The organism is Maribacter sp. (assembly GCA_020629415.1).
Classification (GTDB): Bacteria; Bacteroidota; Bacteroidia; order Flavobacteriales; family Flavobacteriaceae; genus Maribacter; species Maribacter huludaoensis.
The window spans coordinates 39,230-55,826 of record JAHDDL010000009.1 but is presented as its reverse complement, the minus strand read 5'-3'; the positions used below and the strand labels follow the sequence as shown (position 1 = coordinate 55,826).

General features: G+C 36.6%; 15 protein-coding genes. 6 read left to right on the top strand and 9 right to left on the bottom strand.

The window, feature by feature from the left end; genetic code table 11:
• Positions 1-29 precede the first annotated feature (29 nt).
• Complete coding sequence (locus QZ657_RS05700) at positions 30-1,058, bottom strand: alkaline phosphatase D family protein (protein WP_291965533.1); 1,029 nt, start codon at positions 1,056-1,058, stop codon at positions 30-32.
• Positions 1,059-1,133: 75 nt separating this feature from the next.
• Between QZ657_RS05700 and QZ657_RS05695 the strand changes: the two genes are divergently transcribed.
• Genes QZ657_RS05695 through QZ657_RS05685 form a run of 3 tightly spaced genes read left to right on the top strand, consistent with a single transcriptional unit; the run spans position 1,134 to position 3,848 of the window.
• Positions 1,134-2,150, top strand: a complete 1,017-nt coding sequence (locus QZ657_RS05695) for a DHH family phosphoesterase (RefSeq protein ID WP_291965532.1) — start codon at positions 1,134-1,136, stop codon at positions 2,148-2,150.
• On the top strand, positions 2,147-2,698 hold the full coding sequence (gldI, locus tag QZ657_RS05690) for a gliding motility-associated peptidyl-prolyl isomerase GldI (protein ID WP_276473147.1): 552 nt from the start codon (positions 2,147-2,149) through the stop codon (positions 2,696-2,698). The genes QZ657_RS05695 and gldI overlap by 4 nt, the downstream gene beginning before the upstream one ends.
• A gap of 13 nt (positions 2,699-2,711) precedes the next feature.
• Positions 2,712-3,848: a peptidylprolyl isomerase gene (locus QZ657_RS05685; RefSeq protein WP_412759675.1), complete on the top strand. Its 1,137-nt coding sequence runs from the start codon at positions 2,712-2,714 to the stop codon at positions 3,846-3,848.
• 60 nt (positions 3,849-3,908) lie between these two features.
• Here QZ657_RS05685 and QZ657_RS05680 read toward each other — a convergent pair whose 3' ends face one another.
• On the bottom strand, positions 3,909-5,354 hold the full coding sequence (locus QZ657_RS05680) for an aminoacyl-histidine dipeptidase (RefSeq protein ID WP_291965528.1): 1,446 nt from the start codon (positions 5,352-5,354) through the stop codon (positions 3,909-3,911).
• Positions 5,355-5,422: 68 nt separating this feature from the next.
• Between QZ657_RS05680 and QZ657_RS05675 the strand changes: the two genes are divergently transcribed.
• The 3 genes from QZ657_RS05675 (at position 5,423) to QZ657_RS05665 (ending at position 10,951) form a co-directional block, all read left to right on the top strand.
• Positions 5,423-6,490 carry a DUF3810 domain-containing protein gene (locus QZ657_RS05675; RefSeq protein ID WP_291965527.1) on the top strand — a complete coding sequence of 356 codons (1,068 nt, stop codon included), beginning with the start codon at positions 5,423-5,425 and terminating at the stop codon, positions 6,488-6,490.
• 174 nt (positions 6,491-6,664) lie between these two features.
• A complete protein-coding gene (locus QZ657_RS05670) occupies positions 6,665-9,619 on the top strand; it encodes an amidohydrolase family protein (RefSeq protein ID WP_291965525.1) in 2,955 nt (984 codons plus the stop codon).
• Positions 9,620-9,658: 39 nt separating this feature from the next.
• Positions 9,659-10,951 carry an amidohydrolase family protein gene (locus QZ657_RS05665; RefSeq protein WP_291965523.1) on the top strand — a complete coding sequence of 431 codons (1,293 nt, stop codon included), beginning with the start codon at positions 9,659-9,661 and terminating at the stop codon, positions 10,949-10,951.
• A 75-nt stretch (positions 10,952-11,026) separates the two neighbouring features.
• Here the strand turns inward: QZ657_RS05665 and QZ657_RS05660 are convergent, their stop codons facing one another.
• The 7 genes from QZ657_RS05660 to moaA all read right to left on the bottom strand — a co-directional run bounded on the left by QZ657_RS05660 (position 11,027) and on the right by moaA (position 16,576).
• Complete coding sequence (locus QZ657_RS05660) at positions 11,027-11,434, bottom strand: hypothetical protein (RefSeq protein WP_291965521.1); 408 nt, start codon at positions 11,432-11,434, stop codon at positions 11,027-11,029.
• A 21-nt stretch (positions 11,435-11,455) separates the two neighbouring features.
• A complete protein-coding gene (locus tag QZ657_RS05655; protein WP_291965519.1) occupies positions 11,456-12,646 on the bottom strand; it encodes a molybdopterin molybdotransferase MoeA in 1,191 nt (396 codons plus the stop codon).
• Between the two features lie 66 nt (positions 12,647-12,712).
• Positions 12,713-13,489, bottom strand: a complete 777-nt coding sequence (locus QZ657_RS05650; RefSeq protein WP_291965517.1) for a sulfite exporter TauE/SafE family protein — start codon at positions 13,487-13,489, stop codon at positions 12,713-12,715.
• On the bottom strand, positions 13,473-14,546 hold the full coding sequence (locus tag QZ657_RS05645; protein ID WP_291965515.1) for a HesA/MoeB/ThiF family protein: 1,074 nt from the start codon (positions 14,544-14,546) through the stop codon (positions 13,473-13,475). The genes QZ657_RS05650 and QZ657_RS05645 overlap by 17 nt, the downstream gene beginning before the upstream one ends.
• On the bottom strand, positions 14,543-15,136 hold the full coding sequence (locus QZ657_RS05640) for an NTP transferase domain-containing protein (RefSeq protein WP_291965513.1): 594 nt from the start codon (positions 15,134-15,136) through the stop codon (positions 14,543-14,545). The genes QZ657_RS05645 and QZ657_RS05640 overlap by 4 nt, the downstream gene beginning before the upstream one ends.
• A complete protein-coding gene (gene moaC / locus QZ657_RS05635; protein ID WP_291960051.1) occupies positions 15,120-15,593 on the bottom strand; it encodes a cyclic pyranopterin monophosphate synthase MoaC in 474 nt (157 codons plus the stop codon). Before moaC ends, QZ657_RS05640 begins: the two co-directional genes overlap by 17 nt.
• Positions 15,593-16,576, bottom strand: a complete 984-nt coding sequence (moaA, locus tag QZ657_RS05630) for a GTP 3',8-cyclase MoaA (protein ID WP_291965510.1) — start codon at positions 16,574-16,576, stop codon at positions 15,593-15,595. The genes moaC and moaA overlap by 1 nt, the downstream gene beginning before the upstream one ends.
• Between the last annotated feature and the right edge of the window lie 21 nt (positions 16,577-16,597).

The window sequence follows — 16,597 nt, the reverse complement described above, 5'->3', positions numbered from 1 at the left end:
AAAAATACGTTTTTCCACATATCTCACAACTATTCGTAGACTTGTTCTATCTCCTCCAGCACAATTCCATTATCTCCAACTATTTTAAAATCAACCTTTTTAGCTTCAAAATCAAACTCCAAAATTCCAAAACTTTCTGTAAAAACAACTTCTCCTACTCTATATTTATTTGGTTCACCCGTAAAACCTCTATAAGCATGGGTAAGCCCGCTACTAGTAAAATCTATTAAAGGATATTCCATTCCTGTTATTTTAGTGCTTGAAAACTCTGATATATGCCTATCACCAGATAAAATAATTACTCCTCTAGCCTTTGAATCTAAAATAATGTTTGCCAACTTATCTACCTCATGAGGAAAATTGCCCCAAGTTTCAAAACCATGTTCATTAGACAAGTATTGTACACTACTTACAATGATGTTAAAATCAGCTTTTGAATCATTCAGTTCTTTTTCTAACCAACCCCATTGCGCTGCTCCCAACATAGTACCTACCCCATACTCATTGGGTCTTACCCTCTTTCTTGTTTCGGTATCAGGGGTCAACTTTGTTCTAAAATACCGAGTATCCAAAATAATGATATTTATAGTATGACCATCCACTTCATATTTCTTGGAATTATAGACCCCTTGGCGCTTTCTTAGCGGACTGCTCTCTGGGACATCCATAAAATTCAAGAACTCTTGTTGACTGGCATCCTTAGCCTTAAATTCTACTCCGCCATCATTTAGACCATAATCATGATCATCCCAAGTACCTAATATATCCGTACGTTCTACAAGTTTCTTATATATAGATTGTTCTTTTTGTTCATTATACATTGCTCTAAGAGCAACCATATCATCGGTATCCGCATAAATATTATCACCGCCCCAGACCCAAACATCTGGTTTGGCTTTTAAAACGTCATCCCATAAAAGATTGGGCAGATCAACCCTGTTACAAGAACCAAAAGCCAGTACAAAATCAGCATTTAAAGCTTTATTTTCTACCGCTTTTTTCTTGAATGAACATGATACCAAAAATAGCGTACTTATAAAAAAGTATATAATTTTCATATGAGATAGTTAAGTCTGGGTAAAATTAAGGTATTCGGTTTAAAGCCTATATTATTAAATTGTATCTTTGCCGCCATGAATTTAGAGCACTTAAACGAGCTAAAAAAACTACTTTCTTCACCAAAGAAAATAGCAATTATTCCACACAAAAATCCTGATGGGGACGCCATTGGATCAACTTTGGCACTTTGGCATTATTTGGTCAACACCGGTCATACAGCTAGTATTGTTGCTCCAAATGATTATCCAAAGTTTTTAAAATGGATGCCGGGCTCAGATAAAATATTGAATTTTGAAAAAGAAAATTCACAATCTAAAGCATGTATACATAATGCAGACATCATTTTTACATTAGACTTCAACCATTTAGGCCGCGTTGGTCAAATGAGCGATATTTTGGCATCTGCAAAAAGTACTTTTGTGATGGTAGATCATCATCAAGAGCCATCGGATTATGCTAAAATCATGTATTCAGATGTAAAAATGAGCTCTACTTGTGAAATGGTATATGTACTCATCAACCAACTGGGGGACGATAATAGCATTACCCCAGAAATGGCCAACTGTATATATACAGGTATTATGACAGATACCGGATCTTTTAAATTTGCAGCCACAACCAGCAACACCCATAGAGTTGTTGCAGATCTTATGGACAAAGGCGCAGAAGGCACAGAAATTCATCATCGTATTTATGACACAAATTCTCCAAGCAGACTTCATTTATTGGGCTGTGCTTTGAAGAATATGGTAATATTAGAAGAATATTCAACGGCCTACATTACGTTAAGTCAAGATGAATTAGACACTTTTAATTATCAAAAAGGCGATACCGAAGGGTTTGTAAACTATGGTCTAACATTGGACGGAATTAAATTTGCAGTCATATTTATTGAAAATAGAGAAGAGGGAATTTATAAAATTTCTTTTAGGTCGGTAGGTGATTTTTCCGTTAATGATTTTGCAAGAAAACACTTTAATGGAGGCGGACACACAAATGCGGCAGGCGGAAAAAGTGATGACAATATTGAAGACACCATAGCTAAATTTACATCATTGTTACCTGCTTATAAGAATCAATTACAATCATGAGATTAGTTTTAGTTTTATTCATAGCCATTTTGGCGCTAGGCTGTGATGGCCCTGAACCAAGAAAACCGGTTCAAACGAAAAGCGGAAGCTTCTTTAAGGCGTCTATAGAAAGAAGTAGAAAACTGCTGGAAGCCGAAGAAAGTAAAATTCAAAAAATTATTGCCCTAGACTCTCTAAAACATTATTCTCACAGTAATTCCGGTTCTTGGTTTCATTATTTAAATGTTAATGAAGAAACTAACTACACCCCAAAAACAGATGATTTAGTAGCATTTACCTATGACATTTTAACCTTGGATAACGATACTATTTATTCTCAAGAAGATATTGGCGTTGTTACCTATAAGGTTGATAAGCAAGAATTGTTCTTAGGCCTTAGGGATGCTATTAAAATGTTAAAAGAAAATGAACGGGCTACATTTCTTTTTCCTTCATCAATTGCTTTTGGGTATCATGGAGATGAAAATAAAATAGGTAGTAATGTTCCAATTAAATCTACGATTACCATTTTAAAAATAGAAAAACAAGAAGACAACGCAGTAAATTAAAAAGACCATTATGATTAAAAAAATGTACTTGATTGCAGTAATTGCCCTAGTTTTAGCTAGCTGCAAAACCAGTAAAAGAGCTGATTTAGGAGACGGCTTGTTCGCCGATATAAAAACATCTAAAGGCGATATTATTGTTCGTTTAGAGCAAGAAAAAACACCTGTTACCGTAGCCAACTTTGTTTCCTTGGCAGAGGGAACAAATACTTTTGTAAGTGAAGAATATAAAGGTAAAAAATATTATGACGGATTAACGTTCCATAGAATTATGAAAGATTTCATGATTCAAGGGGGCGATCCTTTAGGGCAAGGAACAGGAAACCCTGGCTATAAATTTATGGATGAATTCAACGATTCATTGGTTCATGATAAAAAAGGAATTCTGTCAATGGCAAACTCAGGGCCAACGACCAACGGAAGTCAATTTTTCATTACTCATAAAGAAACACCTTGGCTAAATAACAAACACACCGTGTTTGGAGAAGTAGTTGAAGGTATGGAGGTAGTGGATTCTATTGCAAATGTTCCAGTAGGCGCAGGCAACAAGCCATTAGAACCGGTTATAATGAACACTATTGAAATCATTAGAAACGGCAAAGAGGCCCGCAAATTCGATGCGGTACAAATAATGACTGATTATTTTGATGGTGAAGAAGAAAGACTGGCCGCTATTGAAAAAGAGAAAGCTGAAAAATTGGCGGAAGTAAAAAAAATTAAAGCGGAATTTGCATCTTCGATCGAAGCTCAAAAAGCAAAAGCACAAACCTTGGCTTCAGGTCTTAAAGTATTGACTTTAGAAAGTGGCTCTGGTGAAAAACCAAAGGTAGGTCAGAAAGTAAATGTAATGTATGCAGGTTACTTAATGGACGGTACCTTATTTGACAGTAACTATGAAGAAGTTGCTCAAAAATATGGTATGTTCGATATTAAAAGACAACAAGGTGGCGGTTACATGCCGGTACCTATGGATTACTCTCCAGAATCTCGTTTGATCGCCGGATTTAGAGAAGGACTTTTAACCATGAAAGTGGGTGATAAAGTCCGTTTGTTCATTCCGTCTCATTTAGGTTATGGTCCACAAGGTGGCGGTCCAATTCCACCAGATGCAGATTTAATCTTTGATTTGGAAATTACGGGAATAACCCAATAATAAAAACAAATAAAAAAGCCCTTTAGTCTTCACTAAAGGGCTTTTTTTATATCTGCAATTCTAATTTGTATTCTTTAAAATCTCTAGAAGTAAACTCCAAAATTTTTGAACGGAAGAAATACTTACTCTTTCATCTGGCGAGTGTGCCCCAAGAATTGTAGGTCCAAAACTAACCATATCCACATCAGGATAATTTTGACCCAAAATACCGCATTCCAATCCTGCATGGCATGCAACGACCCTTGGCCGTTCCTTAAATAATTTAACATAGCTATCTTTTACTACTGTTAATATTTCAGAATTAGGATTAGGATTCCAACCTGGATAAGCCCCACTAAAACTAACCTTAAAACCACTTAATTCAAAAGCAGAACGCAGAGAATTTGCCAGATCTAGCTTAGCCGTTTCTACTGATGACCGTGTTAGGCAACCAATAGTTATCTCTCCTTTTTCAACTTTTACAATTGCAATATTGTTAGACGTTTCAACCAAATCAGCAATAGCCCCGCTCATGGCATAAACACCATTATGCGCTGCATAAACAGCTTTTACCAATTTTTCTTGCGCACCAAGACCCATCACCTTTTTAGCGGGCTTTACATCTTTAAATTCTATTTGCAGATCCGGCTCTTGCACACTTAACTCTTCCTTTATAACCTTAGAAAGTTCATTTATCTTTTTAAAGAATTCACTGGCATGCTTTCTACCAACATTTAGTTTACAAACACTTTCCCTAGGTATTGCATTTCTAAGACTACCACCGTTCAATGAGCTGATGCGAACGTTATAATCAAGACCTAAAAAGAGCAATCTATTCATAATCTTATTGGCATTGCCCAAACCTTTATGAATATCCATACCACTATGGCCACCCTTTAAACCTTTTACAGTAATCTCTAAACCGGCGTCACCGTGAGTTCCGTCCTTTTCATTATATGTTCTAGTGGCGGTAACGTCAATACCACCTGCACAACCAATATCAATTTCGTCATCTTCCTCAGTATCTAAATTTAAAAGAATTTCTCCCTGTAAAACTCCTGCTTTCAATTCAAAAGCACCGGTCATTCCCGTTTCCTCATCAATTGTAAATAAAGCTTCAAGAGCAGGATGCTGTATTTCTGTACTTTCCAAAAGCGCCATTATAGCGGCAACACCCATACCATTATCCGCACCTAATGTGGTACCCTTTGCTTTCACCCAATCATCATCAACATACATTTCTATACCTTGGGTATCAAAATCAAAAACGGTGTCGGCATTTTTTTGGTGTACCATATCTAAATGGCTCTGCAGCGTTATCATTTTCTTATCTTCCATACCTTTTGCGGCAGGTTTTCTAATGATAACATTACCTATTTCATCAGAAAAAGTTTCTAGACCAAGACCATTACCAAAATCCAACATAAAACTGATTACCCTTTCCTCTTTTTTTGAGGGTCTAGGTACGGCATTCAATCTAGAAAAATTTTTCCATACAGCTATAGGTTCTAACTTATCAATATCCATATAATTATTTTCATGGTTAGTACCTGCAAAAATACTTATAGAAAAAGGATTTCGCTATTTTTGAGATAATGAAGATATCTTTTAAAAATGCGCTTGCTATTTCTTTGGTCCCACAAATTATAATTGTAAAATGGCTTGCCACACGTAGCGATTTAGTGGAGCAATATTACAGTACGGGATTATATCCTGTAATTTCCAAATTCTTTAGGTTTCTTTTAGGTTGGATTCCTTTTTCAGTAGGCGATATCATCTATTTTATTTTAATACTACTTGCCATCACCTACCTATTTAAGAACAGAAAATACATTTGGCGAAATAAACTGAAATTTTTACAAAATGTAGCCATGGTACTCTCCGTTGCCTATTTCACCTTCCATGTCATGTGGGGCATGAACTATTATAGAGAACCATTGGCCAAGAAACTAGAATTGGTACCAAACAGAGAATACCAAGATTTACTTGAATTTACGGAAAGGTTAATTAAGAAAACTAACCAGACACAAATTGCCATAACTAAAGACTCAAGTTTAGCGGTAAAAATACCTTACTCCCAAAAAGAAATTTTCAATAAAACGATAGACGGTTATGATGATCTAAAAACGATTCATCCTTTTTTGGCATATGATAGGCCTAGTATTAAAAGATCATTGTTCAGTACCGGGTTGACCTACATGGGATACGCCGGATATTTAAATCCGTTTACAAATGAGGCCCAGGTAAACGACTTACTACCAAACTTCAGATTTCCATTTGTTGCCGGTCATGAGGTAGGTCATCAAATTGGTTACTCTGCGGAAAACGAAACAAACTTTATAGGCTATCTAGTAACTTCTAATAACAAAGACCCTTATTTTAAATATGCGGCATACGCCTATGGACTAGGTTATTGTTTAAACGATATTAGAAGAACCAATACCGAAGATTTTGATAAATTGATGCTACAACTGAACTCTGGGGTAAAAAGCAACTTTCAAGAAATGTCCATTTTTTGGAATTCTTACGAAAACCCTATGGAACCGGTTTTCAAATCAATATTCGATACTTTTCTAAAAGCCAATAACCAAAAAGAAGGTATTAAGAGTTATAGCGCCGTAGTACTATTCCTGGTAGCTTATCATAAAGATCATCCACTTTAAATTTGGATGAAATTTCGTGATCCTAGCTCAATTTATCGGTCCTTTTTTTAAATTTTTAAGAAAATAATAGCGATTCTTTATAATTAAAAAACCAAGTGTTAAAGAAAAGTGAAATAGACCGTGTTTGCTGAGTAATCCGAGTATTTTTAGAGATACTAATTCAAACCGAACACAATGAAAAAACTATTTTTTGTGCTATGCCTACTTGGGTATGGCTCACTTTTGACCGCACAAGACTATTTCCCGGAAAATGCAGGGATAAAAGTCAATAACAATAATTACACGGCTTTTACCAACGCAAAAATCTTTGTAACCCCTACACAAGTAATAGAAAACGGAACATTATTGATCCAACACGGAAAGGTCGTCAGTGCTTCAAGCTCTGTAAGTATTCCAAAGAACGCCGTAATTATAGATTTAAAGGGTAAATCTATCTACCCATCTTTTATAGACGTATATTCTAAATTTGGAGTAGAACAAGCAAAGAAAAAACAAGGTGGAGGTCGTTCTACCCAATATGAACCATCAAGAGAAGGTTATTACTGGAACGACCATATTATGCCAGAAAACAAAGCAATTGAAAAGTTTGCTTATGATGACAAAGAAGCAAAGGTGTTACGAGAAGCTGGATTTGGTGTCGTAAATTCCCATATACAAGATGGTATTGCCAGAGGTACAGGAGTCTTAATTGCCCTGAATGCAAAAGGAACAAATGCCAATAGGATATTAGATGACAAATCCGCCCAATATTTTTCTTTGACCAGAAGTATTGCAAAAGGACAATCTTACCCAGGTTCATTAATGGGAGTATTAGCATTGTTGAGACAAATGTATAGCGATGCAGATTGGTACGCTAAAGGCAATGCTACCACTACAGACCTTTCTTTAGAAGCACTTAATGAAAATAAAAGTTTGGTGCAGATTTTTGAGGCCAAAGACAAATCTCATGATTTACGTGTAGATAAAATAGGAGATGCCAACGGTATACAATATACTATTTTAGGTGGTGGCAATGAGTTTGAACGTATAGAAGAAATTAAAGGCACCAATGCAAAATTCATAGTACCATTGAACTTTCCTGATGCCTATGATGTCTCTAACCCGTATGCCGTAGATTACGTATCCTTACAAGATATGCGTTATTGGAACCAAGCTCCTTCCAATCCAAAAGTATTGGCAGAGAACGGAATTCAGTTTTCATTTACTACGCACGATCTTAAATCACCGGCAAAGTTTAAAGAAAAATTGATAAAAGCCATTGAATACGGTCTTTCTTCTACAAAAGCTCTAGAAGCCCTAACTACGGTACCTGCACAAATATTGGGCAAATCAAACGAAATAGGCACTTTAAAAACGGGGGCTTTGGCAAATTTCTTGATTACGTCGGGCAACGTTTTTGATAAATCGACCACATTATACGAAAACTGGGTACAAGGGACCAAAAATGTCATAAACTCAATGGATTCAAAAGATATTCGTGGAGATTACAGCTTAGCAGTACAGGGAAAATCCTATGATGTTTCTATAAAAGGCGAAATTTCTAAACCAAAAATCGAGGTAAAACAGGACACCACAAAATTATCATCTAAAATTTCATACGATGACAATTGGGTTACCCTTTCATTTGCAACGGACAAAGGTGAAAAAACATATAGAATGATAGGTGCCGTAACCGAAGCATCTGACAATTTAGCTGGTAGATTGGTACTACCAGATGGTACAGAATCTCAATTTACTGCCACAAAATTGAAATCGTTTACAGAAACGGAAGCGGAAAAAAATAACAACGAGCCGGCTATCAAAGTAATGCCAGTAACCTTCCCTAATTTAGGCTACGGCTTTGCAACTAAACCAAAAGCACAAAACACATTATTTAAGAATGCCACGGTATGGACAAGTGAAGATGCCGGTATATTGGAAAATACAGATGTTCTTGTTAAAAACGGAAAAATAGTTAAAATAGGAAAAGATCTAAGCGCCGGTGGTGCAACGGTGATCGATGCTACAGGTAAACATTTAACTGCCGGCATTATTGATGAACATAGCCATATAGCAGCTTTGGCGGTAAATGAAGCCGGTCAAAACAGTTCTGCGGAAGTTAAAATGGAAGATGTTGTAGATCCGGAACATATGGGAATCTATCGTTCTCTTGCCGGTGGTGTTACATCACTTCAATTACTACATGGTTCTGCAAACCCAATTGGTGGCAGATCTGCAATTCTAAAATTAAAATGGGGAGAAGAAGCAGACGGACTCATATATGACAATTCTCCTAAGTTCATCAAATTTGCACTTGGCGAGAATGTAAAGCAAAGTAATTGGGGCAGCTTTTCACGTTTCCCACAAACGCGTATGGGGGTGGAACAATTATACATGAACTACTTTCAAAGAGCCAAGGAATATGACACCAAAAAGAAAAATGGTGAACCTTACCGATATGACGAGGAAATGGAAGTACTGGCCGAGATTATTAACGGTGAGCGTTTTATCTCTTGCCACTCTTACGTACAGAGCGAAATTAACATGATGATGAAGGTTGCCGAACATTTTGGATTTAGAATAAACACGTTTACCCACATTCTGGAAGGTTATAAAGTAGCCGATAAAATGGCAGAACACGGTGTAGGTGCAGGTACCTTCAGTGACTGGTGGGCGTATAAATTCGAAGTAAACGATGCTATACCTTATAATGCGGCAATAATGCAAAAGCAAGGGGTGGTAACGGCTATTAATAGTGATGACCGTGAGATGATCAGAAGATTGAACCAAGAAGCCGCCAAAACAATAAAATACGGTGGTTTGACCGAGCTTGAAGCTTGGAAAATGATTACTATCAACCCTGCAAAATTGTTACATTTAGATAACCGTGTAGGTAGTATAAAAGAAGGTAAGGATGCAGATTTGGTCTTATGGTCTGGCAACCCGCTATCAGTTTATACCAAAGCAGAAAAGACAATGATCGAAGGAGTTACCTATTTTGATTTGGAAATGGATAAGAAAAACCGTGAGAAAATTAAAAAAGAAAGAAACGAGTTGGTTACCATGATGCTTAAAGAGAAAAGTAGCGGTAAAAAAATGCAAGGTCCTAAACAAAGTGTAAAAAGAGATTTCACTTGCGAAAGCCTTTAACATAACAAGCTACATTTCAAAAAACATAAAACAATACAAATGAAAAAATTTATAACCTTAATCATAGCCTTAGGACTTGTAGTACCAACTATGGCACAACAAACACCCGGCTCTAAACAAACCGAAGCCATTACTATTGAAGGTGCCACGGCGCATTTGGGTAACGGAGAAGTAATTGAAAGTTCGCTTATCATGTTCGAAGATGGTAAGATTACTTTTGTAGGGGATTCAAAAATGAGAATTGCCAGAAAAGGTAAAGTAATAGATGCTACCGGCAAACACGTTTACCCAGGATTCATTGCTCCCGCAAAAACACTAGGTTTAGTTGAGATTGATGCCGTTAGAGCATCTAAAGATGAAGATGAAATAGGAGATTTCATACCCCATGTAAGAAGTTTAATTGCCTACAATGCAGAATCTAAAGTGGTTGAAAGTATGAGACCTAACGGAGTCTTAATAGGGCAGATCGCTCCTTCTGGAGGTCGAATTTCAGGAACTTCAAGTATTGTACAATTTGATGCTTGGAACTGGGAAGATGCAGCCATTAAAGTAGATGACGGTATACATTTAAACTGGCCAGCTACCTTTAAACAAGGTCGTTGGTGGGCAGGTGAAGATCCAGGATATCACCCAAATAAAGATTATGCGGAACAAACCGAAGCGGTAATATCATTTATAAAAAATGCTACCGCCTACGGGAAATCTACTCCCAAAGAGGTAAACCCTGCTTACGCAGCAATGAAAGGTGTTTTTGATGGCAGTCAAAAATTATATGTACATGCAGATGATGAAAGACAGATTATAGATGCCATTAACATTTTAAAAATGAACGGCGTTAAAGAAGTGGTTTTGATCGGTGGATACCATGCTTATAAAATTCCAGAATTTTTAAAAAGCAATGATATTCCTGTTTTGGTACAGTATACGCATAATCTTCCGGTATTTGATGATGATGATTATGACCTACCTTATAAATTACCCAAGCTATTGGTAGATGCAGGTTTGCTAGTGGGAATTCAAAATTCAGATGCGGTTAATTTTCAAACCAGAAATTTACCTTTCTATGCCGGTCAAGCTGCACAACAAGGACTGGATAAGGAAATAGCAGTTCAACTATTGACCGGTAATACTGCCAAGATTTTAGGTATAGATGACCTTTACGGAACATTGGAGAATGGTAAAAGTGCCACCCTTTTTATATCTGAAGGTGATGCTCTAGATATGGCAGGAAATCGTTTAACACATGTTTTTATTGATGGTAGAACAGTTTCTTTAGAAACACACCAAACTGAACTTTGGAAACGCTACATGGGCAAGTACGAAGGAAAGTAACACCTTAAAATTATGTGTAAAAAAGAGGCTGTCTAGAATTCTAGACCGCCTCTTTTTATTTATAACTATTTTAGGTTATTTCTTGCCAAGCATGTAACCAACATATGCCATTGGCATGTAAGCCACTATAATATCTAGAGCGGTAAACCACATTGGTCCGCCAAGCATGGCAATATTTGCTGTACCACCAATTAGAAAAAACAAGCCAATGACTAAAGCCATTAACATTTTTCTGGTTGCCGCTATTCTAGTTGCCACAAAAGCCCCTACCAACGTGCCCAAAGCATGAGCAAGAAAAGGAAAAATGAAATGTTTGGGTTCAAATAAATGCATGGTTGCTTTCAATCCTACCATTGTCGTAATATCTCCGCCCTCTGGTGGCGGAATTATGGAACCACTAATCATAATAATTCCCATATTAACGATACTACCAACAACTACTCCGGCTACGACAGCCAAAATATTTTTTACCACTGGATTCATATAGAAAAATTTAATTGATTACTACCTGGTCTTTACAAAAGGTACAACCTCCCCTACTTCATACTCCTTATTTCTCGGTTCTAGGCAAATAAATCCGTCAGCCTTTGCTAAACTGGTTAAATCTCCCGAACCATTTTCAACAACAGGAGTTGCCCAAAATTCACCTTCTCTTTCTTCAGCATTTACCTGTATAAATCTGGTTAACGGCTGTGATACGGTTATCCTTATACTTAACTTAATATACGATTTATCTATTGAAATGCCCCATGAGATATGCAACCATGGTAAAAAGTAAAGATGATAATTGGCAAATGTAGAAACGGGATTCCCAGGAAAAGAAAAAATAACTGTCTTCAATTCTGGATGAATTCCAAACCAAAAGGGTTTACCCGGTCTTTGAAGTACTCTATGAAAAACTTTGGCTACACCCAATGATTCCATCACTTCGGGAATAAAATCGAACTTTCCTTTTGATACTCCGCCACTCAACAGAAGCACATTATTTTCAATTAAAGCTTTCTCTAATTTGTTTTTGATCATAGTTTTATCATCTACTAAATGAAGAGAACTAGCTTCAATTTTAGAATTCAATAATGCGGTCTCAATTGTAAGCATATTGGATTTTCGTATTTGGTGCGGCTTGGGAGTATCACTAACCTCAACCAATTCATTCCCTGTGGCAATAGTACAAACTTTAGGGTTTCCCTTAACCATCACCGTTGCCTTCCCAACGGTAGCCATCACACCAATTTCTGCAGGACTAATCTTTTTTCCTTTAGATAACAGAAGTGCACCGGCTTTTTCATCACTGCCTTGATAATGAATATTTTGACCTTTAGTCACTTTCTCATTAATAGTAACCTTACCACCATCAATAGTGATGTGTTCATACATAACCACAGTATCGCAATTTTCTGGCACAACTGCACCGGTCATTACTTCTATACAATTATGATTATCCGACAAGACCTTTTGAACTGAACCAGCGGCGGCTACACCTTCAATTCCTAAAGAATGTCCGCTATTTACAATATCAGAGAACTGAATTGCAATACCATCTTTGGTTGCACGATCAAAAGGAGGAAAATCTCTATCGGCAAAAATATCCTCAGCTAGTATTCTTTTTAAACTATTTATTAGCGGCACGGTCTCCGTTCCTAAATTTAAAGGATGGTCCAATACTTTTTGGTAGGCTTCATTAAATGTGATCATAGAATTAAAGGTAAAACTATTATAAATTATACCCTCATAGAATTACAATCAAATGTATTCAACCTTTTAAAATAACCCGAGTCCGTTGATCAACAATACACGCATACCAACAACGAGTACCAATAACGCAGTAACCCTTTTAATACCATTAGCCGATAGTTTTTTAAGACTAATGCGAATACCTAACTGTCCGCCAAGAAGAACTGATACAACCAAGCAAATAGTTTCTAGCCAAGGTAATGACAATGAATTACTGGTTATCAACCCAAATAAACCTGATACAGAATTTACCAAAATGAAGAAACTTGCTAGAGCGGCTATTTTGATGGCTTTATTCCATCGTAAATGATTTAAAATCGGAGCAAGAAAAATTCCTCCACCAATCCCTACTAATCCAGACAAGAACCCAATTCCCGCTCCCAATACATAACTTAAATAATTAGGATAATCTTCAACCTCTTTTTTAGATTGGTTTATATTAAATGTCTGGACAGCCAAAAACAAAGCCGATAGAATAAGAGAAGATCCTAGAATCATAAAAAAGACACTCTCCTTTAAACGAAATGTAGCACCTAAATACGCCAACGGAATGCTTGCCAAAACAAAGGGTAAAAAATCTTTCAATTTTGCGTGACCATTTTTGAAATACAGATACGTACTACCTGAAACTACCACTAAATTACAAACTAACGCAATGGATCTAATATCAAAAAAACTAGTTAGAAATAACGTTAGTAGCGCTAGATAGCTAGAACCACCACCAAAACCTACAGAAGAATACAATGTGGCAATTATAAAAAATCCAAAACATAAAAGAATTAGTTGCTCAATAGGTATCAACATAATTCTTTATCTGGTTCATACCTCCTGAAACATCAACAAAAGCCTTACCAGGAAATAATTCCAGTAAAGATGCAATAGCTTTTTTACTGCGAATACCTGACTGACATATAACATAAACGGTACTCTCTAGATCAATCTCATCTACCCTACTCGTTAATTCACTTAAAGGAATATGTTTGGCTTCTTTTAAATGTTGCCTTTGAAACTCTTTATCTGTACGTACATCTATGAGCTCAACAGCCGTATCTGAAAGCAATTTTTTAAGCTCAGCAGCCCCAACCGATTTTATAGGTAGCTCACAGTCAAACTCATAGCTACTTGCAAGAGTCTTAATTTTGTTATTACCTATCTGTAGCTGGAATTTCATTTTTTGTGTTCGCTGGCTTAGTGCATCAAAAAGTAATAAAGTACCGGACAACACCTCTCCTATCTCCGCAATTACTTTTACAACTTCCAGTGCTTGTAGATTACCAATAATACCAGGTAAAATACCCAATACACCGTTCTCATTACAATTTGGAACGGCATCAGCCCCTGGCATGGTAGGGAACAAACAACGATATGTTGGTCCGCCTTTGTAGTTAAATACGCTTACCTGACCTTCAAATGCATGTAGTGCCCCATATACAAATGGTTTATCCAAAATTATACAGGCATCGTTAATTAGATATCTGGTGGGAAAATTATCTGTAGCATCTACAACAATATCATAGTTTTCAATTATATCAAGCGCGTTGGCTACAGTTAAAAAAGTTTGATATGTATGTATTTGCGTTGTAGAATTTTGAGCCGATAATTGCTTTTTAATAGCCTCAACTTTGGGAATGCCTACCATAGCTTCGGTAAATAAAACTTGACGATGAAGGTTAGATAACGAAACTATATCCGCATCTACAATACCCAATGTACCCACACCCATGGCATTCAAATAGGTTAGGACAGGAATACCCAATCCGCCAGCACCTACCACAAGTACTTTGGCATCGTTTAGCTTTTGCTGGCCAATGGTGCCAAATCCGTCTAAAGTTATTTGTCTTAGATAACGTTCTTCGTTCATGGTGCTATTTTTAGTAGCGCCTCTTCATACTCCGCTCTGGAATTCGCATTTAACAGCACCTCTTTTTGTTGTGGAAATACCAAATTTACATCTGAATTAATCAGAAATTTTCTAGGGCAAGAACCGTTACCTGCTTCTAAATAAGCAACAGATTGTTTTAAAGCCTCCGGTTCCCAAATAGCACAAAGTGGCTCTGGCAACGGGTCATCCGCGTCTGCAAAAGCACTTGCTATTTTATCTGAATTTCTTGCTTCAATCAGCTCCTCTAAAGCCCTTTTATCCATCAATGGCAAATCGCAGGCTAATACCAACCACGCAGCATCTGGATGCTCTTTATGAGCAGACAGCAATCCGTTGTAAGGACCTCTGAATTCATCATTATCTATTATGACATCGAACATATTAGAAATTTCGCTTTTTTGATCTTTACGGATACTAAGAAAAGTTTTATCGCAAACCTCATTCAACAAATGGTACAAATGCTCACGTTGCGGCAGCTTGTGGTAAGTAATTAAACCCTTATCCTCTCCCATTCTAGTGCTTTTACCACCTGAAAGAACCAATCCGTATATCTTATCTTTGGAAATCATTCTTACCTCCTGTTTTTTGTTCTAGTTGAATTGTACCGATTACGATGTCTTGTGAAAGCGCCTTGCACATATCATAAATGGTTAAGGCAGCTATAGAAACCCCGGTTAAAGCTTCCATCTCAACCCCGGTCTTTTCATTGCATTTTACAGTACAGGTAATCTGAAATGAATCTAATGCCGGTTCAATTTCAACATTTATTTTAGACAGGTTTATTTGATGGCACAACGGTATTAATTCCGATGTTTTCTTTACACCCTGTATACCAGCAATAACAGCTGTTTGTACAATACTACCCTTCTTGCCTACAAAATCTTGGTCTGATAATGATTTAAAAACTTCCGCTGGAAATTTTATAATTCCACTGGCAATTGCAGTACGTACCGAAGGTGTTTTTTGAGAAACATCTACCATGGTAGCATTCCCAGATTCATCTATATGTGATAATTTCTTCTGCATCATCCTCCTATTGAAGTCATTGAATTACTAAATACGTCCTTATACTTTTCTTGTGCCTCAAAACCTGTTTTTGCACGACTGCCAACAGCCTTTAAAATTTCTTTTTTGATATTATCTTCCATAGCATCGGCTCTCATAATATCTCTAAGATTTGCGCTTGCTTTGGCATACAAACAAGTAATAACGTCTCCCGTAGCCGAAATTCTTAAACGATTACAACTACCACAAAATGTTCTACTAAAAGAAGGAATGACCCCAAAAGTTCCTTTAAACCCTGGTATCTTATAATTTATAGATGTAGATGTTTTTGGAGAGTCTAGTTTGTAATAATCTGGATGCTTACTTCTAATATGTTCAAGTATAGTTTTAAAATCCCATTTAATAGTCTGAAATTCCTTGGAACCACCATTAAAAGGCATTTCTTCCAAAAAACGCACCGATACATTATAGTGCTTTGTCAATTCTAGCATTGGTAGAATGTCATCTGTATTCTGACCATCTAAAGCAATAAAGTTGATACGCACATTAAAACCTTCGGTAATCAACCTAATCATATTATTATACACCACATCATAATGATCCCTGCGGGTAATACGCTCAAAAGTCTCACGATTAATGGCATCCATACTCACATTTATATTCTTAATGCCCAGTTCTTTCAACTCATCTATAAATGGACCAATTAGCGTTGCGTTCGTAGTAACGGAAATATCATTTAAACCTTCTAATTTAGACAAGCTTCTTAACAATACCATTAAATCTTTACGAACAAAAGGCTCACCACCTGTAATCCGTATTTTATCTATACCTTGAGAAACTACTATCTCGCTCAATTTTACCAACTCCTCTATGGTAAACAACTTATCATTTTTGGCAAAATTAATTCCCTCCTCAGGCATACAATAATTACAACGAAGATTGCAACGGTCTGTCACCGCCAATCTTAGATAATTAATTGCTCTATTATGGTTGTCTACTAACATACTTTATAAATACAAATTCAA

Bases quoted from the DNA above. Each gene is read 5' to 3' on its own strand.
- QZ657_RS05700 (WP_291965533.1), bottom strand. From the start codon at position 1,058: ATGAAAATTATATACTTTTTTATAAGTACGCTATTTTTGGTATCATGT.
- QZ657_RS05695 (WP_291965532.1), top strand. From the start codon at position 1,134: ATGAATTTAGAGCACTTAAACGAGCTAAAAAAACTACTTTCTTCACCA.
- gldI (WP_276473147.1), top strand. From the start codon at position 2,147: ATGAGATTAGTTTTAGTTTTATTCATAGCCATTTTGGCGCTAGGCTGT.
- QZ657_RS05680 (WP_291965528.1), bottom strand. From the start codon at position 5,354: ATGGATATTGATAAGTTAGAACCTATAGCTGTATGGAAAAATTTTTCT.
- QZ657_RS05675 (WP_291965527.1), top strand. From the start codon at position 5,423: ATGAAGATATCTTTTAAAAATGCGCTTGCTATTTCTTTGGTCCCACAA.
- QZ657_RS05670 (WP_291965525.1), top strand. From the start codon at position 6,665: ATGAAAAAACTATTTTTTGTGCTATGCCTACTTGGGTATGGCTCACTT.
- QZ657_RS05665 (WP_291965523.1), top strand. From the start codon at position 9,659: ATGAAAAAATTTATAACCTTAATCATAGCCTTAGGACTTGTAGTACCA.
- QZ657_RS05660 (WP_291965521.1), bottom strand. From the start codon at position 11,434: ATGAATCCAGTGGTAAAAAATATTTTGGCTGTCGTAGCCGGAGTAGTT.
- QZ657_RS05655 (WP_291965519.1), bottom strand. From the start codon at position 12,646: ATGATCACATTTAATGAAGCCTACCAAAAAGTATTGGACCATCCTTTA.
- QZ657_RS05650 (WP_291965517.1), bottom strand. From the start codon at position 13,489: ATGTTGATACCTATTGAGCAACTAATTCTTTTATGTTTTGGATTTTTT.
- QZ657_RS05645 (WP_291965515.1), bottom strand. From the start codon at position 14,546: ATGAACGAAGAACGTTATCTAAGACAAATAACTTTAGACGGATTTGGC.
- QZ657_RS05640 (WP_291965513.1), bottom strand. From the start codon at position 15,136: ATGATTTCCAAAGATAAGATATACGGATTGGTTCTTTCAGGTGGTAAA.
- moaC (WP_291960051.1), bottom strand. From the start codon at position 15,593: ATGCAGAAGAAATTATCACATATAGATGAATCTGGGAATGCTACCATG.
- moaA (WP_291965510.1), bottom strand. From the start codon at position 16,576: ATGTTAGTAGACAACCATAATAGAGCAATTAATTATCTAAGATTGGCG.